Below are 26,012 nucleotides of genomic sequence, written 5' to 3' on the forward strand. Positions count from 1 at the left end.
GATGATCGCGGTGACGGCAGCGATTACTCTGCTCCACTGTTAGCTCAGCACGTTGCTTGAGGGCCCGCTTGATGACTTTCTGCGATAGTACGCGTTCCCCCCAAGCAAAAAGTCGAATCCTGGGGGCCCCTGCCAATCCCTAAGAACACCGGTTGATTTGAGAAGTGCTTCGGGGTCAACACCGTTCCTGGAAAAGCTGTCTAAATCCCACTCAAAAAAACTGACAAGAACAGAGAAGACCGGATTAGGTACCGTGGATACCAAATTTAGACCGCCGGTGTTAAGTGGCAGCTTTAGTCTTGTCATATCCGCAATCGCACAAATCAACCTTCTCAGTCGAAAATGCCAAACAGACTCCAAATGAAGTTCAATCTGCTGCACGGTGAGCGGGAATCTGCTCTTACGTACTGATGGACTCGGAGGCAGGCGAACAGGAAGTAGTTTTTGCAGATTGGCGAGGTTCACCCGTTTCTGTTCTTTAGAAATCAGGTAAAGATCCTCAACCTTCGCTTTCAGAATGGCGGCGAACGCGCTGTCTCGCTTATCGCTGACGTCCTCGACCTTAAGCGATTCGGGCTTCGATCCACTAAGCTTCGCCATCAGCCAGGTGTTATCGTTTTCGTTAAGCCACCGTGTGGCTTGGTAAGCCTTTCTCCAAAGATACTCCAGACTGACATCTGTTCGTGCTGCTAGAATCGTCTCGATTTTTTGCCGACACTGTTCTTTTTTACCGACTTTTGGCTTTTCCAAGTTCGAACGAGATCTTGCACCTGAAATACTTTGAAGAATTAGTTCTTGCCTCAATGCGCTCTCAAATTCATCTACTGTTCCAAAAAGATGTAGCGCAATAATTAGATGACGCGCGAGCGGCATATCCATCTGACCTCGATGAGAAGTAAACCTAAGCCACTGCGAACGCTTACCTGCTCCATAGGCTTTGTCCATTTCCGATAGAGATTCATCACCATATTTAGATTGGATACTGTCGAATAGCTTTGAAGTGCCTGTAAATCTACCGTGTATAAACCCGCGCTTTCTGCATTGGCGCAGATAGCAAGAACACAAGGCCTCACTACTCATCGTCTGTATATTTCGCTGAAGCAGTTCGTGTGCGAACTCCGCGAACTTCTGTTGAAGATGACTTCCCTTCTTTGCCGCCGCTGGAGAGAGAGCACTCCAACCGCATGCGCAAGGCTCGGTAAGACTCGGAAGCAACCGAAGCTTTCGGAAGAACGGATGGGTGCATTCGGGACAAACATGCATCAGTAAGTCACCGTGACGCCAACAGACGGAGACACCCGGTATATGGTGGGACCGGTGCCAATAGGCATAACCCAGTTCAAGTAGATCCTGCTGCACACAGCTGGGGCACAGTTTAGCCTTGCCGTGGACGGATCCTTCGCGACGGGGAACACGCGCAACCCGGCAAAAACTGAGCCCTGTCGCCCCATCATTCCCCTCTTGAGCGATGCCTAGAAAAGGTCTGTACAAAGGGAAAGTGGTGTTCGTGGAAATCAGCTCCTCGAGGTTGGCCTCTGCATCGCCAGGTAGCCTGGCAGCGAGCACCTCTAGCCGCTTGGGTAGCGTACCTATGGAGAAAACGTCCGAGCCAAAAAGGTCACGAAAAGTTTCCCCAACGGTTTTGTTACCTGAAAGGAAGTGATAGCGAGTTATACGAGAGTGCAGCATCTCGCCCGGCATAGTCATGGGAAAAAATAGAAGATCAGACATCGGTTACCGACTTACAAATTAGGTTCGGGAAGAACACTCATTCCGTGATCGGTACACTTGTATCACACCAAACCCTGTATCAGGGTCAGGACTTTTAGAAATTTACAAAAGTGTGATGGCGCATAGCCAGTATACTTTCAACACTTTTTTGCCAATATGGCTGTGTGCATCTGCTCGGCAAATATCAAGTGCGCGCCATGATTTTCGGGGGGTTGAGGGCAGTGCCACTCTCAAATTCTTTAACACTTTCTTGAAAAAATGTGTGCATCACATGGCGAGCTGACCACCACCCACAAACTCAGTTTTCGCTCGGCTTTACGAATTCCAAGGCAGAGGCAACATTCTCCTGGGAAGGGCGCTGAGGCGCAGCGGCGCTTCGGACAGGCGGCTTGTCCTCCTCTTCGAGCGCCGGCCACCGCGTATCGAAACCTCGCACTAAATATCGGTTCGTCCGGTCAAATTGATGCTCGTTGTGAAACTCACCAGGGCGGAACGAGACCAGCTCCATGGCATACAGCTGCGTGATCGTATCGGCGATGTGATGTCTGGGAACCCCTGTGTAGCTCGCCAGACGGTCGTAGCTGATGGTCGCTATTCCGCGGCGATCTCGGAATGCCAAGATCGCCAGATAGATCTTCATGGCGTGAAATGACAGCTGCGTAAAGTTGAATTCGCTCAAACGCAGCATACGTCCGAGGTTGCCGTCGTATAGCCACAGCTTCGGGATTTTCCCCCAACCGTAGTCATCATTCCATTTCTCGATTTTGATCAAGGACCCACTCTTGAGGGCGCGCGTCTCGCGAGCGATCAATCCGGCATTTTCGAGTCTGAGAAGGGACCGCGCTACCACCGCTCTAGACATCACACCAAGCTTGCACAACTCCGTATAGGTGACCTTGGCCATTCCTGTGGAGAAGTCCGCGCGGCAGCACAGCACCAGAAAGAGCTTGAGCGCTGCCAGGCTCTCGTTGCGCAGTGCAGGAGCATCGACCTCTGGCTGCACAAGGTGCAAAAACAATCGGCTGCTTGGCCTGGTTGATCGGCCGCGGAAGTCTACAAGAGCTCCCTCGTGGATCCATCTGATCGGCAGCTTCGCCCACTCACTCTTGGCCGCCATCACGCCTTCCCCCATGCAAGCCAGACAACATAGAACATCAGCGCAAGGCTGATCATTAAGCAAAATAACGCAAGATTAACTGGATTGGAGGAAAGCGCTTTCTCAAAAAAACTAAGTAGGTTTTTCACTGTTGCAGCTCCGAAAACTGATCAAGGCTCAACTGTGAAGATCTCGCGCCGCCTTATCTAGATGGAGGCATACCGATTTTCCTTCTCTAGCCCATGTAATACGTGGCTTTCAGGAAAAATTTATAGTTCATTTGAGTTCAGATTCAGAGCCCAAATCGGGGGGGAGGAGACCAATCAAGGATCAGTCTCCTTTCATTCATCGCTGAAGCCACGACTCGACCGTGTCAGCGCCGTGTTCTGACTTCCAGTACTGGAGGCGCTTGTGGTTACCCCCTTTTGTCTCGATGACCTCACCACTGTGAGGATTGAGGTAGACCTTCAGCGCGCGCTGCTTACGCTCCGCTCTAATCTTGGGCTCCCTGACAGGGCGTACGATCGTGGCTTTCGGATCCAGCAACTCAATCACCTGCGGCAGGCCAAAGCCATGTTCGGCCAGAAGGGCTCGAAGCTTTGTCTCAAACTCGATCTCGCGTTTAAGGCCCTCATCGTTTTTCAATGCTTCTAGTTCAGCCAGCTGAGCTGCAAGCTGTTGTTCAAGTTGACGAAACTCCGCCAAGCGCGACATTTGATGACTCCATTTTTGGGATTGGCTGACATCGTAACACTATGGATCAGGTGGACAGGTGGGCCGAGCCCGTCAGCTTGAAGCTCGCGCGGTACCTGCCGGCTAAAAGCCTTTACCCTTCTTGGACGACACCCTCGGCCTTATGCAGGCAGTGCGGTACAACGACGATTGAGTCACGCTTCGTTGCTCCGACAACAGTTTCTCCTGAGCCCATTGCAGACGCCGACGATGAAACTGCTCAGCAGACTCGCATTCCTGCTCCAATGCTCCCGCACAGAGTGGGAGTTTGGCGAGTTGCTTCTCGAACCGCGACAGTGCGTTGAGCTCCCTACCAATCCTGGTACGCGATACTCGAACGGGTTTTCCAGATACTGCTCGAAGCCTCTGAGCACAACTTCTGATCTGCTCAGCAAGTTCCGCGTCGAGGACAACGAATACGCCGGCACTATGCGCCCGGCCTCCGTGGGCATTGCGATGCTCCGCGATGCAGTCCGTAAGCCATGCGCGATCGCATCGATAGAGCCACGCATAATCACGACATTCGCGAGCCTGGAGCCGACGATGAGCCTCCTCAAAGGCTGTTCGCCGCTGCCGGCGCTCGTTTAAAAATCTCGCTTCTCGCCAGGCGCTCGGACCACCTTCCACGGCGCGGATGGCCCGATAAACGTAAACCACGGACACATTCAGCGAGTCGGCGATCCTCAATGCATCGTGTCCGGAAAGCGCTAGCTTCCAAACTGCCGCTGGCAGACCATCCAGCTCTTCAACTCTGGGACTCGCCACCCTCAGGTGTGATGAGCGGACCTCAATTGGCAGTGCTCTCCCCTCCCTGGGCAATAGCAGCTCCCCAGTGTGTGGGATGCTTGCCAGTTCAACTTTCAAAGCGCTGGCCAGCAAGATGTACTTGAGAGGATGGTGGGTGCCTCTGGGCCTTCGAAGCAGCTTGGTAACCCAAGTCGCAGGCAGTCCTGGAGAGGCCTCACGAAGAATCGAATACTCCCCTGCGACCGGGAGTTCGTTGAAAAAACTGTTCATATGCGCAGCCAAACGGCACAGATCCAACCGATGCGCTTCACCGCAAGCCAGATCAAGAGCTGCAGCGCCTTGCAGGAGAAAGGATTGCACTACAGTAGCGGCTAGCGGACCTAGACGTGAACGGAGCAATTGCTGTGAGTTCAATGCGACCTGGTGCAACCTGGGGACGTACTCTTGGGCAACCTCCAGTTGGACTGAATGGCCTTGTACTTCGTCATCGTCTGGAAGATTGAGCTGTCGTGAGTTTCGGCTATGCCAGCCGTGATCCACTACCTTTAGCAACTGGCAATGGTCGGGACATACCAAAACACCGGGTAGTTGGTGGGTTCGATGCCAGTAGGCCGCCCCATCCCGAGCGATATCTTCGTCGATACACAGGGGACAAAACCGCACTCTCGAAGCGCCCTCGATCCGACTGGCATTGATGCCCAATTTCAGCATCAGTCCTTTACCATCTACCGCCATCACGCCCTGAGCGTGCTGCATTTGGTCATGGGTGAGGAAGGGTGCGTAGTAAGGCAACACGGTATGCAGCTCGATGATTCGAGCAACGGAGAGATCAGTGCCGTGGGGAAGTAACTCGGCCAAATCAGCCAACCGACTCGGAAACGCCACGTTCTGCGTAAACGAGGCCGCGGCGAGCTCGCCAGCGAAGGCAGCTTTACGGCTACCTCCACAAAGCCGGGCGTATCGAGAGAGGACACTGTGAAGTGTCTCGTCGAGAAAAGCTGCTGGGAAGAAATGGAATTTGAGCCCCATCTCCATACCCTCGAATCATGATTTACGGTAGCTTGGTGAAAACTCAAAGAGGTCCGTAGAGATCCAACCAGCTGACTTCAGCGCTGCCAGGGTGTCAGGCTGTTGACTCAAGGCCTTTGCCTCCGATGATTCCACAGCAACAGCTGCGGGCGCGGTAGGAGCTGTAGGCTTACTCTCTACAGCTGTGGGAGCCTGGGTCTCCGGCTTAGAGTGCGGCGTCACACCACGCAGCAATGCAATACGCTCTGAGCGAGGGAGTCCGTCAAACGCCATCATGGCTATCAGCTGCTCCTCGATAGGAAGCAAGTCGTCGAACTGCCGCATACGTGCAGGGTTGCGGCTGCGTAAAGCCGAGATAGCCGGTTTGAGAATCTGCATCTTGGCATTACTGACCTGGGTAATTATCTCGGCAGTCAGACACTCAACACCGCTCTGAATAGCATATCGCTGGCTAAGTACCAAAATCTTAACCAAAAAGTCCGTTACGCCTTGGGTGTGCTCGTACAGCGCGTCGAAAATTTTGGGAGTGAGTTCAGCCTGCTGCTTGCACCATTGATAACTCCAGAGGTTCTGAACCAGAAACTGCCACTCTTCATCATCTTTCTCGAATCGCTTGAATTCGACCATACCGCCACCGCAACTGCGCCGTGCAACACGCATAACGTCAGAGAACAGGCTGATCATCGAATTCGTACCGATGAACACGACAGGAATTCCGATATTGTTTACGAGGTGGAGGAAGAAGTTGAGCATGCTGTCCTTCCCACCCGTCTTCGCCAAGTGAAGGTTCTGAAGCTCATCAATAAGCAAAGCACCAATGTAGAACGTGCTGGCGACCTGCTCCATCTGCTGCAGCGCATCGTCGATGTTCCTGTACCGATGTCGCTTGTGATAATCCGCATCTCCCAGTGCCTTACCAACGGCATGGAAAAACTGTCGGCAAAATCCAGCAAGCGAGCCATCTCGCGGACAATCCAGCTTGAGCCACGTGATTTGTGTTTGGACGAACTGCTTGCCCTCAAAACGCTCATGCCGAATCGTCTGTGGATAAAGGCTCAAAATGGCGTGCAGAGCAGTGGACTTCCCAATTCCACTCAAGCCTACAACACTGAACGAGTCAGCGGTCGACTTGAATGAGTCATGGTAACGCTGGGCCCCTGACAGGGAATGTAGATGCCTTACCGTGGTAGGTGAGGTTGGGTTGCGTCCAACGTATCCCCGGCGGATCAGCAGGGAAATCATGGACTCCAGCTCCAAATGCAGCAGGAAAGGTTGAACGACTGTCCTCAAGCGCTCGATGCAGTGAACCCGTGTTGCACCGTCGAGATCAAGCTCTGCGGGTGTAACTGGCTCGGGGAAATTCGATATCAAATCGATAGCATCCGTATCAACAAGAATCGGCGGCAGAGCTTCGATCAAGGGGTTTCCCGCGTACTCAGCGATCGCTTGTTTGGTATAGCTCGCAAAAATTTGTGCGCCTTTCATTGAGTTTTCCCCGGCCGCGTTCTTTTAAGGAGATCGATCACCTGCGCGCGGCGAGGTCCCGCATACGAATCATGCGTAATTAAAGGTGTGTCGGCAGCGGGTTTTGCAGGCTCGGCACGGACGCCATCAGGAACAAACGCATTCTCGCGCTCACGCTCCCGTTCCTCGGACCGGTTTTGGCGGATATTACCCACCGCCTCAGCCTTGGTGCTGGCAGCTGGTTCATCCTTTCGCTCGGCCCGCGCATTGCTGATGATTTGTTCGACCGTGTCGACCAAGCTCACACGGCTCTCCAGCTCCGCGCGTTTATGAGATGGGGGCAACTGTCGATACGCTTCCAAAAGATCGTAGATTTCATCCGAACGGTAGTCGGCGTACTTGAAGTCCGAGCCTCGAAGGTCACAGCGGACGAACTGCTTGTTCTCACCCTGAATCCAGATATGCGCCGCGGAATTCGGATCAAACCGACAGTCAATCGACCAGACACCATTACGTCGAGCCTTGGCAAACCAGTTCTCTTTGATGGCGAGCTCGCAAACATAGTGCATTCCGCGAAAGAGCATGCCGCCCTTTTGCACGGTGGCTCGTTCGCGAGGCAGCAGGTGGAGATAGATCAATTCGTCAGGCCGGTTATTGGCGTGAATCAGGTCATTCTCCAAAGCCCAGGTCCATATGCCCGTCGGAGTAGGCTCGACGCCATCGTTCATCATCGCCTGTGTGAGGCGATCCGGCTGCCGATGAAAACGGTTGTAATGAAGAACGGACTCAATGACGATCTGGGTAAATTCCTTCAGGTTCAGCGTGGCATCGAGTCGACAGTCCCGCTCGCCCCGCTCTTTATCTCGTGCGGCAACGCCGCCTGGAAGCCACCTGATATCGGTTAGATCATTGAGGATACCGAATCGACTTTCGACCATGGGCTTCCAATCTGGTCTGTACGGAGGTGCCGTACCCATCTCGATGCCCAAGCCGCTTGCCAGCCCTTCTGCTGCAAGGGACAGCATCTCGCCCCGGTCGGCGTAGATCTGATGTGGCAAATGATGACAGTCCCAATCACCGGGGGCGATCTCGACACCGTTCTTCGCACAGAACTCCACCTTGGAGGTAAAGGCGTTGAACAATGCCTGCCGAGCGCCGTTCCAGCTAGGCCCCTCCAGGCCGACATAGAGACCAACAATCATTCCCGAGAAGCTGTCCACAACGACGTATACCACCGGACGACCGATAGTCATCCGCCGCGAGTAGCTGTTAACCAGGTAGATGTCCGCAATCGTCGCGTCGATCTCAAACTGGTGGCACGGGCCACGAAGCCAATCGCGAACAGTGCCTGCGATTGGGCGGCAATCCTTAAGCCACTTCGTCAACCCTTTACGCCCACGATCAGTTTCAATTTCATCAAAAAACTGCTTTCCCCAGTAGTCGAACTGAGTGAATGTTGGAATTTCCGATTCCGGAAGAAGTCGTACCCGATTTTCCGAGTTTTTCGAAAGATCCTTTACAGAATAAAATTTCTTAAGCATCTTGTCGTAAGCAATACGAAGAGATGATGTTTTATTTTTTGCATAAAGCGCATAACCTACTTTTATGCATCGCTTATCAATAGCACTGAGCAATTTACAAGGGGATACAAGTACCCCCTGAAATTTTGGTTTCCGTCCTGGTCGTACGCCAGGCGAGTAGTTTCTGTTCGCCACTCCTACAGCCGAATAGTTCTTAAGAAACGCATTTCTTACCTGACCATAAAACCAGTATCGATACAGTAAGCGGTAAATGGTCTTTCGCTGGATACCCAGCTCAGCGGCCCTGTTCCCAACCAGCCGGCCCATCTCGCCCTGCACGAAAATCTGTCCTGGATAAGCCGGGTCTAGGAGAGGCTCGATAATTGCCCACTTCTCATCTCGATCACGCTTAGTGCTGTCATCGAGGTCATCCTCCAGAACGAGCAGAAACTCAGGCACGGCAGTCACTACCGGCTTGGTGTCGCCAGACTCTAACGACAGCCTGAGCTCCTCAAGGCCCAAAGGATAAGGTTTACCTGGCGGCTCGGTCAGAGCTATCACCATTACGGCGTCCTGAGCCTCAATGAGGTGAAGAACTCTAACCATGGACGAGATCACAGAGTGTTCCGTTACAGGTTCAAACACCTCATTCACTGAAATATTCATGATAATTTCTCAATGAATGAGGTCATCTCGGCGGGATAAACTACCTTGAGATCTGGTAACGGCGATTTGAGGTGAAGCGGAGCGCTGCTCAAATCGACCTGAATCATCTTGCTCCAGATAAGATGGAAGAACATGTCCCGCGCCTCGGTATACGGTATAGACAAACGGGTTGCGATTTTTCGCAAAGACTCAGATGTCGACCAAGGGTAAGCCTTACTAGCCTCAAGGATTTCGAGAAAATCGGAGTGCAGAGATGAACTCATCAGAGGCCGGGGTAGCCGTGCATATTGTCTCAACAGCCCGAGATTCTTAATCAGATTAGGTGTGAACAACTCCTCGGTGACAATGCTCCAGTCCACGTCCTGGCTCATCCAGAATCGTCTCTCAATCTCCAATTTCTCCAATGTCCGGACAGAGTCCTCCCCGACGAGATCTTGCTGATACTTGATTGTCCTTGCGACGGACCTGAAATCCCCATTCGGCTGCTTCACGGTCAAAAGGAAGTCTGTCGTCATGACTAGCGGGAGGGTGGTTCCTTTGTATCTCGGATATCGGACACCAATTGCCCGGGCAATTGCTTGGGTGCTTTCCACCTGGAGCAGCGGATACTGCTCACGGATGTCCACGACGTCTTCAGAGAATTCGCAAACCAGGAAAAAGGCGCGTTCGAGATCGGACAAAAAGTGATGTATACGATCGATTTTCACGCCTTGGATTTTGTGAGACCGCCCCCGCGACGGGACGTCCTGTACACGCAACCAGGGCACGTAACTGGCTCCGGCTCCGGCACCAAATCCGTTGGCAATGTGCCGTTCAATATCCTGCTTCGAAGCAAACCTACGACCGCGCAACACTGCCTCCTCAGACCAAACGAAGCGCTGTACCTCACATTCAAAAAAATAGTTCTAGGAAAACACCGCCCACGAGGAGCTGCTCAGAGGGTCGTACCTAGACTACTCCGGCTGAAAAGCGAAGCAGCTAATCCGGACCAATGGCGTGGTCCAGAAACGGGAAACCCCCGTAAATACGGGGGTTTGCGCGTTGTGTCAAACTTTAATAGCTTGTGTCAAACTTTATTATTTTGTGTCAATCTTTATTATTCAAAGCCATCGAACGCTTCAGTTCCTGCCCTTTACTCGACAGTCACCGACTTCGCCAGATTCCGCGGCTGATCCACATCAGTCCCCTTCAACACCGCCACGTAATACGAAAGCAACTGTAGCGGAATGGTGTACAGAATCGGCGCCAGCGCATCAGCGATATGCGGCATGGCGATCACGTGAGTGCCTTCGCCATTGCTCATCCCCGCCTGCTCATCAGCGAACACCACCAACTGACCACCACGGGCACGCACTTCCTGCAGGTTGGACTTGAGCTTCTCCAGCAGTTCGTTGTTCGGCGCGACAGTGACCACCGGCATGTCGTCATCTACCAGTGCCAGCGGGCCGTGTTTCAGCTCGCCCGCCGGGTAGGCTTCGGCGTGGATATAGGAGATTTCCTTGAGCTTCAGGGCACCTTCCATCGCCACCGGGAACTGCGCGCCGCGGCCGAGGAACAGGGTGTGGTGCTTGTCGGCGAACAGCTCGGAGATCTTCTCGACCGTGGCGTCCATCGCCAGGGCTTCACCAAGGCGTACCGGCAGGCGACGCAGTTGCTCGACCAGCTCGGCTTCGACGCCGGCACCGAGGGTGCCACGCACCTGACCCAGGGCCAGGGTCAGCAGCATCAGCGAGACCAGCTGGGTGGTGAAGGCCTTGGTCGAGGCGACGCCGATTTCCGGACCGGCCAGGGTCAGCAGGGTCAGGTCGGATTCGCGCACCAGCGAGCTGATGCCGACGTTGCAGATCGCCAGGCTGCCGAGGAAGCCCAGTTCCTTGGCATTGCGCAGGGCGGCCAGGGTGTCGGCGGTTTCGCCGGACTGGGAGATGGAGACGAACAGGGTGTCCGGCTGCACCACCACCTTGCGGTAGCGGAATTCGCTGGCGACTTCGACCTGGCAAGGAATGCCGGCCAGTTCTTCCAGCCAGTAACGGGCAACCATGCCGGCGTGGTAGCTGGTACCACAGGCGACGATCTGCACGTTGCGCACCTTGGCGAACAGCTCGGCCGCATTCGGACCGAAGGCCTGGACCATCACGTGATCGGCGCCCAGGCGACCTTCCAGGGTGCGCTGGACCACGGTGGGCTGCTCGTGGATTTCCTTGAGCATGAAGTGACGGTACGCGCCCTTGTCAGCCGCTTCCGCACCTTCGTGGTATTGCACGGTTTCACGCTGGACCGCGACACCGTTGGCGTCCCAGATACGCACCTGCTCACGCTGGATCTCGGCGATATCGCCCTCCTCCAGGTACATGAAGCGGTCGGTGACCTGGCGCAGGGCCAGTTGGTCGGAAGCCAGGAAGTTCTCGCCCAGGCCCAGGCCGATTACCAGCGGGCTGCCGCTGCGGGCGGCGACCAGGCGGTCAGGCTGCTTGGCACTGATCACGGCCAGGCCGTAGGCGCCATGCAGTTGCTTGACCACGGCCTTGAGGGCGTCGGCCAGGTCGGGAACGGTCTTCAGGGTGTGGTGCAGCAGGTGCACGATCACTTCGGTGTCGGTTTCCGAACTGAACACGTAGCCCAGGGACTTCAGGTTCTCGCGCAGGACTTCGTGGTTCTCGATGATGCCGTTGTGCACCACCGCCAGCTCGTTGCCGGAGAAGTGCGGGTGGGCGTTGTGTTCGGTCGGTGCACCGTGGGTGGCCCAGCGGGTGTGGGCGATACCCAGCTGGCCAGCCAGCGGATCGGCCGCCACGGCCGCCTGCAGTTCGCTGACCTTGCCGATGCGCCGACGGCGCTCCAGGCTGCCCTGCTGGGTATAGACGGCCAGGCCGGCGCTGTCATAGCCGCGGTACTCGAGACGCTTGAGGCCTTCGATCAGAATGGCGGTGATATTACGCTCGGCGACGGCGCCAACGATTCCACACATAGTCAATGCTCCTGGCTGATAGCGGCACAAATCACGTTGATGCCGCGGGCTTCAATCTGTTCGCGTGCCTGACGGGGCAGGCTTTCATCGGTAATAAGGGTGCTCACGCTGCTCCACGGCAGCTCGAGGTTGGGGATCTTGCGCCCGACCTTGTCGGACTCGACCATCACGATCACTTCCCGCGCCACCTCCGCCATGACCCGGCTCAGGCCGAGCAACTCGTTGAAGGTGGTGGTGCCGCGAACCAGATCGATGCCGTCGGCACCGATGAACAGCTGGTCGAAGTCGTAGGACCGCAGCACCTGCTCGGCAACCTGGCCCTGGAAGGACTCGGAGTGCGGGTCCCAGGTGCCGCCGGTCATCAGCAGCACCGGTTCGTGTTCCAGTTCGCTGAGGGCGCGGGCAACATTCAGGGAATTGGTCATCACCACCAGGCCAGGCTGCAAGCCGAGCTCGGGGATCATCGCGGCAGTGGTACTGCCACTGTCGATGATGATCCGCGCATGTTCGCGAATCCGCGCAACGGCGGCGCGAGCGATGGCTTGCTTGTATAGGGAAACCGGCTGGGCCTGGTCGGCGATCAGTTCCTGGGGCATGGTGACCGCGCCGCCATAACGGCGCAGCAGCAGGCCATTGCTTTCCAGGGCAGCGAGATCCTTTCGAATGGTCACTTCGGAAGTTTCGAAACGCTTGGCCAGCTCATCCACGCTCACTTCGCCCTGTTCATTGAGCAGAGCAAGAATGTTGTGGCGTCTTTGAGGTGTGTTTCGTTTCGACATTTGCGCTTAAGTTTCGGTTCGAAAGTTAATGACGGCAATCAAAACCTGAATCTTTCGTTGGGTCAAGCGCCAATTGGACAAAAGGCGATGTGGATAACATTCTTTGCACGGGTTGGCTTATCCACAGCACCGACATAAATGCAAAAGGCCGACTTATGCACAATGCAGGCCGGCCTTTTGTCACGCTGTGGACAACTCAGCTTTTCTTGATCTTCTCCGGCCGTTTCCAGCCGTCGATATTGCGCTGACGGGCACGACCCACGGCCAGTTGGGCGGCGTCGACATTCTGCACGATGGTCGAACCTGCTGCGGTGGTGGCGCCGGAAGCGATATCCACAGGGGCAACCAGCGAGTTGTTCGAACCGATGAACACGTCCTCGCCCATAGTGGTCTTGAACTTGTTCGCACCGTCATAGTTGCAGGTGATGGTGCCGGCACCGATGTTGGTGCGGGCGCCGATTTCGGCATCGCCCAGGTAGGTCAGGTGGCCGGCCTTGGCGCCTTCGCCGAGGTGAGCGTTCTTCAGTTCGACGAAGTTACCCACATGGGCACGGGCGTCCAGCACACTGCCCGGACGCAGGCGGGCGAACGGACCGGCATCGCTGCCCTCGCCCATCACCGCACCTTCCAGGTGGCTGTTGGCCTTGACCACCGCGCCCTTGCGCAGGGTGGTATTCCTGATCACGCAGTTCGGACCAATCTGCACGTCGTCCTCGATGATCACCCGACCTTCGAGAATCACGTTGATGTCGATCAGCACGTCGCGGCCGACGGTGACTTCGCCACGCACATCGAAACGCGCCGGGTCACGTAGGGTCACGCCGAGGGCCATCAGGCGCCGGGCTTCACGGAACTGGTAATGACGCTCCAGCTCGGCCAGTTGCCGGCGGTCGTTGGCGCCCTGCACTTCCATCGGGTCCAGCGGTTGCTCGGTGGCGACCACCAGGCCATCGGCCACGGCCATGGCGATAACGTCGGTCAGGTAGTACTCGCCCTGGGCGTTGTCGTTGGACAGGCGGCCCAGCCAATCGGCAAGACGCTTGCCCGGGACGGCGAGAATGCCGGTGTTGCCTTCGCGGATGGCTTTCTGCGCATCGCTGGCGTCCTTGTGCTCGACGATGGCGGTGACCTTGCCAGCGGCGTCGCGGACGATACGGCCATAGCCGGTCGGGTCGTCGAGGGTCACGGTGAGCAGGCCGAGTTGCTGGTCGTTGACCTTGGCCAGCAGGCGCTGCAGGGTCTCGACCTCGATCAGCGGTACATCGCCGTAGAGGATCAGCACAGTGTCGGCACTCAGCGCCGGCAGGGCCTGGGCCACGGCGTGGCCGGTGCCCAGTTGTTTGTCCTGGAGTACGAAATTCAGATCATCCGCGGCCAGACGTTCACGCACGAGTTCGGCACCGTGGCCAATCACCACGTGAATACCTTGGGGCTGGAGCTGGCGGGCGCTGTGGATAACATGGCCGAGCATGGAATCACCGGCAACCGGGTGAAGCACCTTGGGCAAGGCGGAACGCATGCGCGTGCCCTGGCCCGCAGCGAGAATAACGATATCGAGAGACATTGACTGGCTACCAATCCTGGGTGGTCAGCGCTGTGACCGGGAGAAAAAACACGGAAAAAGAAAAAGGGTAGCCGAGGCTACCCTTTTACTCAATCGCTTCAGAAATGACCGGCTGAATGCCGATTACTTCTGACGACGCATTTGCTGGACGGTACGCAGCTGGGCTGCGGCCTCGGCCAGACGAGCAGCAGCGGCCGAATAATCGAAATCCGCGCCTTTGCTGTTCAGGGCATTTTCAGCAGCTTTCACTGCTTCCAGCGCCTGGGCTTCGTCCAGGTCACCTGCACGTTGCACGGTGTCGGCGAGAACCTTGACCATGCTCGGCTGGACCTCAAGGAAACCACCGGAGATGTAGTACACCTCCTGCGCGCCACCCTGCTTGGTCAGCGTGATCGGACCCGGCTTGAGGTTGGTGATCAGCGGCGCGTGGCCTGGAGCGATACCAAGATCACCCAGGTTGCCGTGAGCTACCAACATCTCGACCAGACCGGAGAAGATTTCCCCTTCCGCGCTGACGATGTCGCAATGGACTGTCATAGCCATTTGCTTGCCTCGACCTGATTAGCGCCCCTTTCGGGGCGCCGGGATTACAGTTTCTTGGCTTTCTCGATCGCTTCGTCGATGCTGCCGACCATGTAGAACGCTTGTTCTGGCAGGTGGTCGTAGTCACCTTTGAGGATGCCGCTGAAGCCAGCGATGGTGTCTTTCAGGGAAACGTATTTGCCTGGAGAACCGGTGAAGACTTCTGCCACGAAGAACGGCTGGGACAGGAAGCGCTGGATCTTACGAGCACGAGCAACGAGTTGCTTGTCGGTCTCGGACAGTTCGTCCATACCCAGGATCGCGATGATGTCCTTCAGCTCTTTGTAGCGCTGCAGAACATACTGAACGCCGCGAGCGGTCTCGTAGTGCTCGTTGCCGATCACCAGCGGGTCCAGCTGACGGGAAGTCGAGTCCAGTGGGTCTACCGCTGGGTAGATACCCAGGGAAGCGATGTCACGGGACAGAACGACGGTGGCGTCCAAGTGGGCGAAGGTGGTCGCTGGCGACGGGTCGGTCAGGTCGTCCGCAGGTACGTATACGGCCTGGATCGAGGTGATCGAACCTTCCTTGGTCGAAGTGATGCGCTCTTGCAGCACGCCCATCTCTTCAGCCAGGGTCGGCTGGTAACCTACCGCCGAAGGCATACGGCCCAGCAGTGCGGATACTTCGGTACCGGCCAGGGTGTAACGATAGATGTTGTCGACGAACAGCAGAACGTCGTTACCTTCGTCACGGAACTTCTCGGCCATGGTCAGGCCGGTCAGCGCTACGCGCAGACGGTTTCCTGGTGGCTCGTTCATCTGACCGTAGACCAGCGCTACCTTGTCGAGAACGTTGGAGTCCTTCATCTCGTGGTAGAAGTCGTTACCCTCACGGGTACGCTCGCCCACACCAGCGAACACGGAGTAACCGCTGTGTTCCATGGCGATGTTACGGATCAGTTCCATCATGTTTACTGTCTTGCCTACACCGGCACCACCGAACAGACCGACTTTACCACCCTTGGCGAACGGGCAAACCAGGTCGATAACCTTGATGCCGGTTTCCAGCAGGTCGTTGCCGCCTGCCTGGTCAGCGAACGAAGGCGCAGGCTGGTGGATACCGCGACGCTCTTCTTCGCCGATCGGGCCGGCTTCGTCGATCGGGTTGCCGAGGACGTCCATGATACGGCCCAGGGTCGCTTTACCGACCGGTACCGAGATGGCTGCGCCGCTGTCGACAACGTCCAGGCCGCGTTTCAGGCCTTCGGTCGAGCCCATCGCAATGGTACGAACCACGCCGTCGCCCAGCTGCTGCTGAACTTCGAGGGTGGTTGCCGCGCCTTGTACCTGCAGCGCGTTGTAAACGCTCGGAACCGCATCACGTGGGAATTCCACGTCGATTACGGCGCCGATGATTTGAACGATACGTCCGCTACTCATAGCAGTATCCTCTGAATATTTGAACCGTTAAACCGCGGCAGCGCCGCCGACGATTTCCGAGATCTCTTGGGTGATCGCAGCCTGACGCGCCTTGTTGTAGATCAATTGCAGCTCTTTGATCAGGTCGCCGGCGTTGTCGGTGGCGTTCTTCATGGCGATCATCCGGGCAGCTTGTTCAGCCGCGTTGTTCTCGACCACCGCCTGGTAGACCTGCGACTCCACGTAACGCACCATCAAGCCGTCCAGCAGCTCTTTGGCGTCAGGTTCGTAGAGGTAGTCCCAGTGGTGCTTGAGCTCTTGATCCGGGGTTGCAACCAACGGAACCAACTGCTCGACCGTTGGCGTTTGCGTCATGGTGTTGACGAACTTGTTCGATACCACGGACAGGCGGTCGATACGACCGTCCAGGTACGCGTCCAGCATGACCTTGACGGAACCGATCAGATCATTGATCGATGGTTCTTCGCCCAGGTGGCTGATCGCTGCAACGACGTTGCCGCCGAAGCTGCGGAAGAACGCCGCGCCCTTGCTGCCGATCACGCACAGGTCGATCTCGACGCCTTGCTCGCGGTTTGCCGCCATGTCCTTGACCAGGGCCTTGAACAGGTTGGTGTTCAAGCCACCGCACAGACCACGGTCACTGCTCACCACGACATAACCAGCACGCTTCACAGGGCGCTCGATCATGAATGGGTGGCGGTATTCCGGGTTGGCGTTGGCCAGATGACCGATCACCTGGCGGATGCGCTCCGCGTAAGGACGGCTAGCAGCCATGCGCGTTTGAGCCTTGCGCATCTTGCTGACCGCCACTTTTTCCATGGCGCTGGTAATTTTTTGCGTGCTTTTGATGCTCGCAATCTTACTGCGAATCTCTTTTGCGCCTGCCATGTAACACCTATCAGGTTAGCAAGCGGGGGCTGCAAAGCCCCCGCTGCGGCTTACCAGGTTTGGGTGGCCTTGAACTTCTCGATACCGGCCTTGATGCCAGCGTCGATTTCGTCGTTGAAGTCACCCTTCACGTTGATCTTCGCCATCAGGTCGGCGTGATCACGGTTGAAGTAAGCGATCAGGGCTTGTTCGAAGCTGCCGATCTTGGCGATTTCAACGTCGGTCAGGAACCCACGCTCAGCGGCATACAGCGACAACGCCATGTCAGCGATCGACATAGGAGCGTATTGCTTCTGCTTCATCAGCTCGGTAACACGTTGACCGTGCTCGAGTTGCTTGCGGGTAGCTTCGTCCAGGTCAGAAGCGAACTGGGCGAATGCCGCCAGTTCACGGTACTGAGCCAGAGCGGTACGGATGCCACCGGACAGCTTCTTGATGATCTTGGTCTGAGCGGCACCACCCACACGGGATACCGAAACACCGGCGTTCACTGCAGGGCGGATGCCCGAGTTGAACATGGCCGATTCCAGGAAGATCTGACCGTCGGTGATCGAGATCACGTTGGTCGGAACGAACGCGGAAACGTCGCCAGCCTGGGTTTCGATGATCGGCAGTGCGGTCAGGGAACCGGTCTTGCCAGTTACAGCGCCGTTGGTGAACTTCTCGACGTACTCTTCGGAAACGCGCGATGCACGCTCCAGCAGACGGGAGTGAAGATAGAACACGTCACCTGGGTACGCTTCGCGTCCTGGTGGACGGCGCAGCAGCAGGGAGATCTGACGGTAGGCAACGGCCTGCTTGGACAGGTCATCGTAAACGATCAGTGCGTCTTCACCGCGGTCACGGAAGAACTCGCCCATGGTGCAACCGGCGTATGGCGCCAGGAATTGCAGTGCGGCGGATTCCGAAGCACTGGCAACCACCACGATGGTGTTGGCCAGGGCGCCGTTTTCTTCCAGCTTGCGAACGATGTTGGCAACGGTGGAACGCTTTTGGCCGACAGCGACATAAACGCAGAAAATACCGGAGTCTTTCTGGTTGATGATGGCGTCGATGGCCATGGCGGTCTTGCCGATCTGACGGTCACCGATGATCAGCTCGCGCTGGCCACGGCCGACAGGGATCATGGCGTCAACGGACTTGTAGCCAGTCTGTACAGGCTGGTCTACCGACTTACGCCAGATCACGCCTGGAGCAACTTTCTCGACCGCGTCGGTCTCGGTGTTGCCCAGTGGGCCTTTGCCGTCGATCGGGTTGCCCAGTGCGTCGACAACGCGACCCAGCAGTTCCTTACCAACCGGAACTTCCAGGATGCGGCCAGTGCACTTGGCGCTCATGCCTTCGGCGAGGGTGTCGTAGGCGCCCAGTACTACCGCACCAACGGAGCCTTGCTCCAGGTTGAGGGCCATACCGTAGACGCCGCCTGGAAACTCGATCATTTCGCCGTACATAGCGTCGGCCAGACCGTGAATCCGCACGATGCCGTCAGAAACGCTGACGACAGTACCTTCGTTGCGGGCTTGGGAGGCTACATCGAGATTCTCGATGCGGCCCTTGATGATTTCACTAATTTCGGAAGGATTGAGTTGCTGCATTGCTCTGCTGCCCCTTCAAACTCAAGATTTCAATGCTTCGGCCAGTTTCGCGAGCTTGCCGCGAACCGAGCCATCGATAACCAGGTCGCCTGCGCGGATCACGACGCCACCGATGAGGGCGGAGTCTTCCGTCGCATGCAGGCGCACTTCCCGGTTGAGTCGTGCACTGAGAACCTTGGCGAGTTTGTCTTGCTGTTCTTGGTTCAACGCAAAAGCACTGGTGACTTCCACGTCTACGGATTTTTCCAGTTCGGCCTTGTACAGCTCGAACTGCGCCGAGATCTCCGGCAGAAGCAGGAGACGGTCGTTTTCCGCAGCGATGTGGATGAAATTGCGTGCTTGCGCGTCGAACTTGTCACCGCACACGTCGATAAACGTGGCGGCCTTTTGTGCGCTCGTCAGTCGCGGGGCCTTGAGCAGGCGCTGCATGGTGTCGTCTTGCGACACCGCAGCAGCCAGGCCGAGCATGGCTGACCAATTGGCCAGTTGCTGCTGGGCCTGGGCATGCTCAAAGGCAGCCTTAGCGTAAGGTCGGGCCAACGTGGTCAGTTCTGCCATGATCGCCCTCGCTTAAATTTCAGCGGCCAGTTTGTTAACCAGCTCCGCATGCGCGTTTTGATCGATTGTGGCGCCAAGGATCTTTTCAGCACCGCCAACGGCCAGGCTACCCACTTGGGCGCGCAGCGCGTCTTTGACGCTGTTAATTTCCTGTTCGATCTCGGCCTGAGCCTGAGCCTTCACACGGTCAGCTTCGACGCGGGCCTGATCACGGGCCTCTTCGACGATCTGCGCACCGCGCTTCTTGGCTTGCTCGATGATTTCAGCTGCCTGAGCCTTAGCTTCGCGCAGTTGCTGACCCACTTTATCTTGGGCCAGCTCCAGGTCGCGAGCTGCTCGGTTGGCAGCGTCCAGTCCGTCCGCGATCTTCTTCTGGCGCTCTTGCAAAGCCGCGATGACCGGAGGCCACACGAACTTCATGCAGAACAGCACAAAGATGAAGAAGGCAACGGACTGGCCAATCAGGGTTGCATTAATGTTCACGCCAACACCTCGCTCGGTCTTTGTCCATCACATCCAATCACTCGAGAAACCGAGTGATTAGCCAGCGATTTGACCAACGAAGGGGTTCGCGAAGGTGAAGAACAGAGCGATACCAACACCGATCATGGTTACGGCGTCGAGCAGACCGGCAACGATGAACATTTTAACTTGCAGCATTGGAACCATCTCTGGCTGGCGAGCAGCGCCTTCCAGGAACTTGCCGCCCAGCAGGCCGAAACCAATGGCGGTACCCAGAGCACCCAGGCCGATCAGCAGAGCAACAGCGATAGCGGTAAGACCAACTACAGTTTCCATCTTTCCTCCCGACTTTTACGTCGTATTGGTTAGGTTTTTTAGTTTGAAGCGGTAAAACAAAATCGTTTTGTACAACGATGCCCTTGCGGACGTTTTCGACCCTCTCTCACACCGACAAGAGGGTCATCAGACACGCCAGGCGGTCTTAATGGTTATCTTCGTGAGCCATCGACAGGTAGACGATGGTAAGCATCATGAAGATGAAAGCTTGCAGCGTGATGATCAGGATGTGGAACACAGCCCACGCCCACTGCAGGACGACACCCAGGCCGCTCAGCCACAGCAGGCCGGCGCCGAACATCACCGCGATCAGGATGAACACCAGCTCGCCGGCGTACATGTTGCCGAACAGACGCAGTGCCAGCGAGATCGGCTTGGCGATCAGGGTGACGAACTCGAGCAGGAAGTTGACCGGGATCAGCAGGGCCTGAACGAAGATGTTCTTGCTGCCGAACGGATGCAGGGTCAGCTCGCCGATGAAACCGCCCAGACCCTTGACCTTGATGCTGTAGAAGATGATCAGGGCGAACACGCAGAAGGCCATGGCCAGGGTGGCGTTCGGGTCGGTGGTGGAAACGGCGCGGAACGGAATGTGCGGATCACCCGAGATCGCCATGGCCAGCTGAGGAATCCAGTCGACCGGTACCAGGTCGATGGCGTTCATCAGGAACACCCAGACGAAAATGGTCAGGGCCAGCGGGGCGATGACCGCACTACGGCCGTGGAACGAGTCCTTCACGCTGCCGTGGACGAACTCGACCAGCACTTCGACGAAGTTCTGCAGGCCGCCAGGCTGGCCGGCAGTTGCTTTCTTCGCCGCGGCGCGGAAGAGAAGGATGAAGATCAGGCCCAGCCCGAACGACCAACCCAGGGTGTCCACGTGGAACGCCCAGAAGCCCATTGCCTTGGCTTCTGCTGCGGTGTGGGCAAAGCCCCAGCCGCCGTCTGGAAGTTGACCGAAGGTCAGGTTCTGCAAGTGGTGCTGGATATAGCCCGAAGCCGTTGTTTCTGCCATGTTTGCCTCAAACGCCCTAAGGTCTCGAAAGTCTTGTTTTCATCAGCAGGGGCGCGAACCAGCTGACCAGTTGGGTCAGCAAGAAGACGCCGAATACTGCTAATGGCGCCAATGGCTTCACTCCTGCGAACGTCAGTGCGAACAGCACCGCCGTCAAAATCAATTTGCCCGCCTCGCCTGCGTAGAACGACTTGACGATGGCTTGCGCTGCCCTGGCCCCGGTGAACCTGAAGGCCTTCCAGGCGAAATACACGTTCGGTAGCCAGGCGATCAGCCCTCCGCAGAGGCCTGAATATCCGCTGACTGTCCCGCGCCACTGCCACAAAGCCAAAGCTGCCAACAGAAACACGACACATTGGGCCAGCAGTACCGGGAAAACCGCCCAGCGATGGAAAGGCAGGCGGTTTGGCGTGCGGGTTTCCATCAAAACTGCTCCCCCGAAGTCGGCCAACCAGTCAACTATGACTTGGCATAATTTGTGCCGACAAAATGCGCGCAGAGTATAGGGGCGGATTAACCCCTATTCAACTGCCGGGTAGTGATTTCCGACTGCGCGCTACAAAGGGAATTGTTTCAGCGGATGTGAGCAAGAACGCCCTGCAACTCATCTAGCGAGTTGTAGCGGATAACCAATTGGCCCTTGCCCTTATTACCGTGGCGGATCTGTACAGACGAGCCCAAACGCTCGGCCAGACGCTGTTCCAGGCGGGTGATATCCGGATCAGGTTTGGCCGTTTCGACCGGTTCAGGCTTGCCACTCAACCACTGGCGAACCAGGGCTTCGGTCTGACGAACGGTCAAACCGCGTGCGACAACGTGTCGCGCACCTTCGACCTGCTGTTCTTCAGGCAATCCGAGCAGAGCACGGGCATGGCCCATCTCCAGATCGCCATGGGACAGCATGGTCTTGATCACTTCCGGCAGGGAAATCAGGCGCAGCAGGTTGGCCACGGTCACCCGCGACTTGCCGACCGCATCGGCGACCTGTTGCTGGGTCAGGTGGAATTCGGTCTGCAGGCGCTGCAGGGCGATGGCTTCCTCGACCGGGTTGAGGTCCTCGCGCTGGATGTTCTCGATCAGCGCCATGGCGATCGCCGCTTCGTCCGGCACATCCCGGACCATGGCCGGGATGGTGTCCAGACCGGCCAGCTGGGTGGCGCGCCAGCGGCGTTCACCGGCGATGATCTCGTAGCGGTCACCCGGGATCGGGCGCACCACGATCGGCTGCATGACGCCCTGGCCCTTGATCGACTGGGCCAGTTCTTCCAGTGCCTGCTGGTCCATGTCCCGACGCGGCTGGTATTTGCCGCGCTGGATCAGCTCCACGGGCAGGTGTTGCAGTTCTTTCTTGTCGACCTTTACAGCCTGCTCTTCGAGCGCGCTGACGGTCGGACCACTCAACAGTGCATCCAACCCACGTCCGAGACCCCGTTTCTTGACGGCCATGCGGATTCCTTAAGTTGTTTGTGCAGTGCGAGATTGACGGCGCTGGCGGCGATGAAGTTCGCCGGCCAGGGCCAGGTAAGCCAGGGCGCCACGGGATTGCTTGTCGTAGGCCAGTGCCGGCATGCCGAAGCTCGGCGCCTCGGCCAGGCGGATGTTGCGCGGGATCACGGTGTCGTAGAGCTGCTCGCCGAAGTGCTCCTTGAGCTGCACCGAGACATCGTTGTTCAGGCTCAGGCGCGGGTCGTACATGGTCCGCAGCAGGCCTTCGATCTTCAGCTCCGGGTTCAGCCGGGCGGCGATGCGCTTGATGTTATCCACAAGGTCGCTGAGACCTTCCAGTGCGTAGTACTCGCACTGCATGGGGATAATCACGCCATCGGAGGCGACCAGCGCGTTGAGCGTCAGCATCGACAGCGACGGCGGGCAGTCGATGAGGATGTAGTCGTAACTCTCGCGGATCGGCGCCAGCGCGTTGCGCAGACGGCTTTCCTTCATCTGCATTTCCAGCAGGACCACTTCGGCGGCGGTCAGGTCACGGTTGGCCGGCAGCAGTTGATAACCGCCGTGCTCGGAGATGTGCATGGCCTGGGCCAGGTCGCACTCGCCGATCAGCAGATCGTAGACCGAATGTTCCAGGACGTGTTTATCCACACCACTGCCCATGGTGGCGTTGCCCTGTGGATCGAGGTCGATCAACAGCACGCGGCGCTTGGTCGCTACCAGCGACGCCGCGAGATTGATACAGGTCGTGGTTTTACCCACACCCCCCTTCTGGTTCGCGATCGCGAATACCTTAGCCATTCTTGCTTGTGTTCCCAGTCATGCCGTGCGGCGCAGTATCAGCAGATGGCGCTGGCCTTGGCAACCGGGTACGGTCAAGGCCTGCTCGCTATCCACTTTGAAGTCTGCCGGCAATGCTACCAGCTCATCGGCCGGATGCAGTCCTTTCATTGCCAGCCACTGTGTCTGGGAATCCCCCAGGTGCCGCGTCCAGCTAGTGAAGTTTTCCATGCTGCTGAAAGCACGGGAAATGATCCCGGTGAAGGGCTGCGCGGGCTGGAACTCTTCGACCCGCTTGTGGATAACCGTGAGGTTGTCCAGTTTCAGCTCCAGTTTCACCTGGGTCAGGAAACGGGTCTTCTTGCCGTTGCTGTCGAGCACCGTGACCTGCTTGTCCGGATGCAGGATAGACAATGGAATGCCGGGCATGCCACCGCCGCTGCCGACGTCCAGCCAGTTCGCGCTGTGGATAAAACCCATCACGCTGAGGCTGTCCAGCAGATGGCGCGAGACCATCTCGTCCGGATCACGCACGGCGGTGAGGTTGTAGGCCTTGTTCCATTTGATCAACAGGGCCAGGTAGGCCAGCAGTTGCTGCTGCTGGAACTCGCTCAGTTCGAGACCGAGCTGGCGCGCGCCTGTGGACAACTCTTCGGCATGTTTTGCGGTGACCATAGAACTCAAGCGCTTTGCTCCAGACCGCGGCCAGCGCCGCGTTTCTTCAGGTGAATCAACAACAGGGAAATCGCCGCCGGGGTCACACCGGGAATACGCGACGCCTGGCCCAGGGTCTCGGGCCGGGTCTGGCCGAGCTTGCCCTGGATCTCCTTGGACAGACCGGAAATCGAGCTGTACTCGATGTCGTCTGGCAGGCGGGTATCTTCGCTGGCGCGCAGGCGAGCGATTTCTTCCTGTTGCCGGTCGATGTAACCGGCGTATTTGGTCTTGATCTCGACCTGCTCGGCGACCTGCTCGCTCGCGTCACTGCCGCCGGTCGCTGCCACCAGGCCGGCATAGTCGATTTCCGGCCGGCTCAGCAGGTTGAGCAGGTTGTATTCGTGGCTCAGCGGCGTACCGAAACGCTCGACGATGGCCTGGCCCTGTTCGGTGTCCGGGCGTACCCAGGTGGATTTGAGCCGTTGCTCTTCACGCTCGATGCCTTCGCGCTTGGCGCAGAAGGCGGCCCAGCGGTCGTCATCCACCAGGCCCAGTTCGCGGCCCTTTTCGGTCAGGCGCAGGTCGGCGTTGTCTTCGCGCAGGATCAGCCGGTATTCGGCGCGCGAGGTGAACATGCGGTACGGCTCCTGGGTACCGAGGGTGATCAGGTCGTCGACCAGCACCCCGATGTACGCCTCGTCGCGACGCGGGCACCAGCTTTCGCGGCCCTGCGCGCGCAGCGCGGCGTTGGTCCCGGCCAGAAGGCCTTGCGCACCGGCTTCTTCATAACCGGTGGTGCCGTTGATCTGGCCCGCGAAGAACAGACCGCCGATCACCTTGGTTTCCAGGCTGTACTTCAGGTCACGCGGATCGAAGTAGTCGTACTCGATGGCGTAGCCCGGGCGAACGATATGGGCGTTCTCCATGCCGCGGATCGAACGGACGATCTGCAACTGCACATCGAACGGCAGCGAGGTGGAGATCCCGTTCGGGTACAGCTCGTGGGTGTTCAGGCCTTCCGGCTCGATGAAGACCTGGTGGCTTTCCTTGTCGGCAAAGCGATGGATCTTGTCTTCGATCGACGGGCAATAACGCGGGCCGATGCCCTCGATCACCCCGGAGTACATCGGCGAGCGGTCCAGGTTGGAGGCGATGATCTCGTGGGTCCGCGCGTTGGTGTGGGTAATCCAGCAGCTGACCTGACGCGGGTGCATCTCTTTCGAGCCCATGAACGACATCACCGGAATCGGCGTATCGCCTGGCTGTTCGGACATCACCGAGAAGTCCACGGAACGGCCGTCGATACGCGGCGGGGTCCCGGTTTTCAGACGGCCGACGCGTAAAGGCAGTTCACGCAGGCGATGGGCCAGGGCAATCGCGGGCGGATCGCCGGCACGGCCACCGGAATAGTTCTGCAGACCGATGTGGATAAGTCCGGCGAGGAAGGTGCCGGTGGTCAGCACCACGGAATCAGCAAAGAAACGCAGACCCATCTGGGTGACCACACCGCGCACCTGGTCCTGCTCGACGATCAGGTCATCGCAGGACTGCTGGAATATCCACAGGTTCGGCTGGTTTTCCAGGATCTCGCGCACCACCGCCTTGTAGATAGCGCGGTCGGCCTGGGCACGGGTTGCCCGTACGGCCGGGCCCTTGCGGTTGTTCAGCACGCGGAACTGGATGCCGCTCTTGTCGGTGGCCAGCGCCATCGCGCCGCCGAGAGCATCGATTTCCTTGACCAGATGGCTCTTGCCGATGCCACCGATGGCCGGGTTGCAGCTCATGTGCCCGAGGGTTTCCACGTTATGGGTCAACAGCAGGGTTTTCACGCCCATGCGTGCTGATGCAAGCGCAGCCTCGGTACCGGCATGGCCGCCGCCGATGACGATCACTTCAAAACGGGAAGGGAAATCCACCACGCACCTCGTGCCTGTTTCGGGAATGTAAAAGGGATAGCTGCCAAGTATAGGGACTTACCCCCTCCTAAAGGAACCTTTTGCACAAAATTTAACCAG

At 57.5% G+C, this 26,012-nt stretch carries 23 protein-coding genes; all 23 read right to left on the reverse strand.

Annotated features, from left to right (window positions below; genetic code table 11):
* Positions 1–39 precede the first annotated feature (39 nt).
* Positions 40–1,731: a TnsD family Tn7-like transposition protein gene (locus PSEMO_RS17770; RefSeq protein ID WP_075804296.1), complete on the reverse strand. Its 1,692-nt coding sequence runs from the start codon at positions 1,729–1,731 to the stop codon at positions 40–42.
* A 298-nt stretch (positions 1,732–2,029) separates the two neighbouring features.
* Positions 2,030–2,848, reverse strand: coding sequence for a hypothetical protein (locus PSEMO_RS17775; protein WP_009405342.1), 819 nt, complete (start codon positions 2,846–2,848; stop codon positions 2,030–2,032).
* 324 nt (positions 2,849–3,172) lie between these two features.
* A complete protein-coding gene (locus PSEMO_RS17780) occupies positions 3,173–3,541 on the reverse strand; it encodes a histone-like nucleoid-structuring protein, MvaT/MvaU family (protein WP_009405343.1) in 369 nt (122 codons plus the stop codon).
* A 102-nt stretch (positions 3,542–3,643) separates the two neighbouring features.
* A complete protein-coding gene (locus PSEMO_RS17785; protein ID WP_075804325.1) occupies positions 3,644–5,335 on the reverse strand; it encodes a TnsD family Tn7-like transposition protein in 1,692 nt (563 codons plus the stop codon).
* 15 nt (positions 5,336–5,350) lie between these two features.
* The gene (locus PSEMO_RS17790) at positions 5,351–6,820 is read right to left on the reverse strand and encodes an ATP-binding protein (RefSeq protein ID WP_009405347.1); all 1,470 of its coding nucleotides are present in this window, start codon (positions 6,818–6,820) and stop codon (positions 5,351–5,353) included.
* Positions 6,817–8,985: a Mu transposase C-terminal domain-containing protein gene (locus PSEMO_RS17795; protein ID WP_043860658.1), complete on the reverse strand. Its 2,169-nt coding sequence runs from the start codon at positions 8,983–8,985 to the stop codon at positions 6,817–6,819. Before PSEMO_RS17795 ends, PSEMO_RS17790 begins: the two co-directional genes overlap by 4 nt.
* The gene (locus tag PSEMO_RS17800) at positions 8,982–9,836 is read right to left on the reverse strand and encodes a TnsA endonuclease N-terminal domain-containing protein (RefSeq protein ID WP_037061886.1); all 855 of its coding nucleotides are present in this window, start codon (positions 9,834–9,836) and stop codon (positions 8,982–8,984) included. Before PSEMO_RS17800 ends, PSEMO_RS17795 begins: the two co-directional genes overlap by 4 nt.
* Positions 9,837–10,117: 281 nt before the next feature.
* The gene (glmS, locus tag PSEMO_RS17805; RefSeq protein ID WP_075804297.1) at positions 10,118–11,953 is read right to left on the reverse strand and encodes a glutamine--fructose-6-phosphate transaminase (isomerizing); all 1,836 of its coding nucleotides are present in this window, start codon (positions 11,951–11,953) and stop codon (positions 10,118–10,120) included.
* Between the two features lie 2 nt (positions 11,954–11,955).
* On the reverse strand, positions 11,956–12,732 hold the full coding sequence (locus PSEMO_RS17810; RefSeq protein WP_075804298.1) for a DeoR/GlpR family DNA-binding transcription regulator: 777 nt from the start codon (positions 12,730–12,732) through the stop codon (positions 11,956–11,958).
* Positions 12,733–12,928: 196 nt separating this feature from the next.
* Entirely contained in the window at positions 12,929–14,296 is a 1,368-nt protein-coding gene (gene glmU, locus PSEMO_RS17815; RefSeq protein WP_075804299.1) for a bifunctional UDP-N-acetylglucosamine diphosphorylase/glucosamine-1-phosphate N-acetyltransferase GlmU, read from the reverse strand.
* Positions 14,297–14,419: 123 nt separating this feature from the next.
* Positions 14,420–14,839 carry a F0F1 ATP synthase subunit epsilon gene (locus PSEMO_RS17820; protein WP_075804300.1) on the reverse strand — a complete coding sequence of 140 codons (420 nt, stop codon included), beginning with the start codon at positions 14,837–14,839 and terminating at the stop codon, positions 14,420–14,422.
* A 44-nt stretch (positions 14,840–14,883) separates the two neighbouring features.
* Positions 14,884–16,260 (reverse strand): F0F1 ATP synthase subunit beta, encoded by a 1,377-nt coding sequence (atpD, locus tag PSEMO_RS17825; RefSeq protein ID WP_075804301.1) that lies wholly within the window; start codon positions 16,258–16,260, stop codon positions 14,884–14,886.
* Positions 16,261–16,287: 27 nt separating this feature from the next.
* Positions 16,288–17,148, reverse strand: a complete 861-nt coding sequence (atpG, locus tag PSEMO_RS17830; protein WP_075804302.1) for a F0F1 ATP synthase subunit gamma — start codon at positions 17,146–17,148, stop codon at positions 16,288–16,290.
* Between the two features lie 50 nt (positions 17,149–17,198).
* A complete protein-coding gene (atpA, locus tag PSEMO_RS17835; RefSeq protein ID WP_075804303.1) occupies positions 17,199–18,743 on the reverse strand; it encodes a F0F1 ATP synthase subunit alpha in 1,545 nt (514 codons plus the stop codon).
* Positions 18,744–18,764: 21 nt separating this feature from the next.
* Positions 18,765–19,301 carry a F0F1 ATP synthase subunit delta gene (locus PSEMO_RS17840; protein ID WP_075804304.1) on the reverse strand — a complete coding sequence of 179 codons (537 nt, stop codon included), beginning with the start codon at positions 19,299–19,301 and terminating at the stop codon, positions 18,765–18,767.
* A 12-nt stretch (positions 19,302–19,313) separates the two neighbouring features.
* On the reverse strand, positions 19,314–19,784 hold the full coding sequence (locus PSEMO_RS17845; protein ID WP_075804305.1) for a F0F1 ATP synthase subunit B: 471 nt from the start codon (positions 19,782–19,784) through the stop codon (positions 19,314–19,316).
* Positions 19,785–19,841: 57 nt separating this feature from the next.
* Entirely contained in the window at positions 19,842–20,099 is a 258-nt protein-coding gene (gene atpE, locus PSEMO_RS17850) for a F0F1 ATP synthase subunit C (protein ID WP_003097235.1), read from the reverse strand.
* Positions 20,100–20,244: 145 nt separating this feature from the next.
* Positions 20,245–21,114, reverse strand: coding sequence for a F0F1 ATP synthase subunit A (gene atpB / locus PSEMO_RS17855; protein WP_075804306.1), 870 nt, complete (start codon positions 21,112–21,114; stop codon positions 20,245–20,247).
* Positions 21,115–21,130: 16 nt separating this feature from the next.
* A complete protein-coding gene (locus PSEMO_RS17860) occupies positions 21,131–21,538 on the reverse strand; it encodes a F0F1 ATP synthase subunit I (protein WP_009402534.1) in 408 nt (135 codons plus the stop codon).
* Between the two features lie 149 nt (positions 21,539–21,687).
* The gene (locus tag PSEMO_RS17865) at positions 21,688–22,560 is read right to left on the reverse strand and encodes a ParB/RepB/Spo0J family partition protein (RefSeq protein ID WP_075804307.1); all 873 of its coding nucleotides are present in this window, start codon (positions 22,558–22,560) and stop codon (positions 21,688–21,690) included.
* A 9-nt stretch (positions 22,561–22,569) separates the two neighbouring features.
* Positions 22,570–23,361: a ParA family protein gene (locus PSEMO_RS17870; RefSeq protein WP_075804308.1), complete on the reverse strand. Its 792-nt coding sequence runs from the start codon at positions 23,359–23,361 to the stop codon at positions 22,570–22,572.
* 18 nt (positions 23,362–23,379) lie between these two features.
* Positions 23,380–24,024: a 16S rRNA (guanine(527)-N(7))-methyltransferase RsmG gene (gene rsmG / locus PSEMO_RS17875; RefSeq protein ID WP_075804309.1), complete on the reverse strand. Its 645-nt coding sequence runs from the start codon at positions 24,022–24,024 to the stop codon at positions 23,380–23,382.
* A complete protein-coding gene (gene mnmG, locus PSEMO_RS17880) occupies positions 24,021–25,913 on the reverse strand; it encodes a tRNA uridine-5-carboxymethylaminomethyl(34) synthesis enzyme MnmG (RefSeq protein WP_075804326.1) in 1,893 nt (630 codons plus the stop codon). Before mnmG ends, rsmG begins: the two co-directional genes overlap by 4 nt.
* Between the last annotated feature and the right edge of the window lie 99 nt (positions 25,914–26,012).

This window comes from Pseudomonas putida, assembly GCF_001941965.1.
In the GTDB taxonomy this organism is placed as follows: Bacteria; Pseudomonadota; Gammaproteobacteria; order Pseudomonadales; family Pseudomonadaceae; genus Aquipseudomonas; species Aquipseudomonas putida_L.

What these genes read in the sequence shown, in the direction of transcription:
- PSEMO_RS17775 (WP_009405342.1), bottom strand. Translation starts at nt 2,848, where the DNA reads ATGGCGGCCAAGAGTGAGTGGGCGAAGCTGCCGATCAGATGGATCCAC.
- PSEMO_RS17780 (WP_009405343.1), bottom strand. Translation starts at nt 3,541, where the DNA reads ATGTCGCGCTTGGCGGAGTTTCGTCAACTTGAACAACAGCTTGCAGCT.
- PSEMO_RS17770 (WP_075804296.1), bottom strand. Translation starts at nt 1,731, where the DNA reads ATGTCTGATCTTCTATTTTTTCCCATGACTATGCCGGGCGAGATGCTG.
- atpA (WP_075804303.1), bottom strand. Translation starts at nt 18,743, where the DNA reads ATGCAGCAACTCAATCCTTCCGAAATTAGTGAAATCATCAAGGGCCGC.
- PSEMO_RS17810 (WP_075804298.1), bottom strand. Translation starts at nt 12,732, where the DNA reads ATGTCGAAACGAAACACACCTCAAAGACGCCACAACATTCTTGCTCTG.
- PSEMO_RS17865 (WP_075804307.1), bottom strand. Translation starts at nt 22,560, where the DNA reads ATGGCCGTCAAGAAACGGGGTCTCGGACGTGGGTTGGATGCACTGTTG.
- PSEMO_RS17785 (WP_075804325.1), bottom strand. Translation starts at nt 5,335, where the DNA reads ATGGGGCTCAAATTCCATTTCTTCCCAGCAGCTTTTCTCGACGAGACA.
- atpD (WP_075804301.1), bottom strand. Translation starts at nt 16,260, where the DNA reads ATGAGTAGCGGACGTATCGTTCAAATCATCGGCGCCGTAATCGACGTG.
- PSEMO_RS17840 (WP_075804304.1), bottom strand. Translation starts at nt 19,301, where the DNA reads ATGGCAGAACTGACCACGTTGGCCCGACCTTACGCTAAGGCTGCCTTT.
- PSEMO_RS17860 (WP_009402534.1), bottom strand. Translation starts at nt 21,538, where the DNA reads ATGGAAACCCGCACGCCAAACCGCCTGCCTTTCCATCGCTGGGCGGTT.
- glmS (WP_075804297.1), bottom strand. Translation starts at nt 11,953, where the DNA reads ATGTGTGGAATCGTTGGCGCCGTCGCCGAGCGTAATATCACCGCCATT.
- atpG (WP_075804302.1), bottom strand. Translation starts at nt 17,148, where the DNA reads ATGGCAGGCGCAAAAGAGATTCGCAGTAAGATTGCGAGCATCAAAAGC.
- PSEMO_RS17870 (WP_075804308.1), bottom strand. Translation starts at nt 23,361, where the DNA reads ATGGCTAAGGTATTCGCGATCGCGAACCAGAAGGGGGGTGTGGGTAAA.
- PSEMO_RS17795 (WP_043860658.1), bottom strand. Translation starts at nt 8,985, where the DNA reads ATGAATATTTCAGTGAATGAGGTGTTTGAACCTGTAACGGAACACTCT.
- PSEMO_RS17820 (WP_075804300.1), bottom strand. Translation starts at nt 14,839, where the DNA reads ATGGCTATGACAGTCCATTGCGACATCGTCAGCGCGGAAGGGGAAATC.
- atpB (WP_075804306.1), bottom strand. Translation starts at nt 21,114, where the DNA reads ATGGCAGAAACAACGGCTTCGGGCTATATCCAGCACCACTTGCAGAAC.
- glmU (WP_075804299.1), bottom strand. Translation starts at nt 14,296, where the DNA reads ATGTCTCTCGATATCGTTATTCTCGCTGCGGGCCAGGGCACGCGCATG.
- PSEMO_RS17790 (WP_009405347.1), bottom strand. Translation starts at nt 6,820, where the DNA reads ATGAAAGGCGCACAAATTTTTGCGAGCTATACCAAACAAGCGATCGCT.
- atpE (WP_003097235.1), bottom strand. Translation starts at nt 20,099, where the DNA reads ATGGAAACTGTAGTTGGTCTTACCGCTATCGCTGTTGCTCTGCTGATC.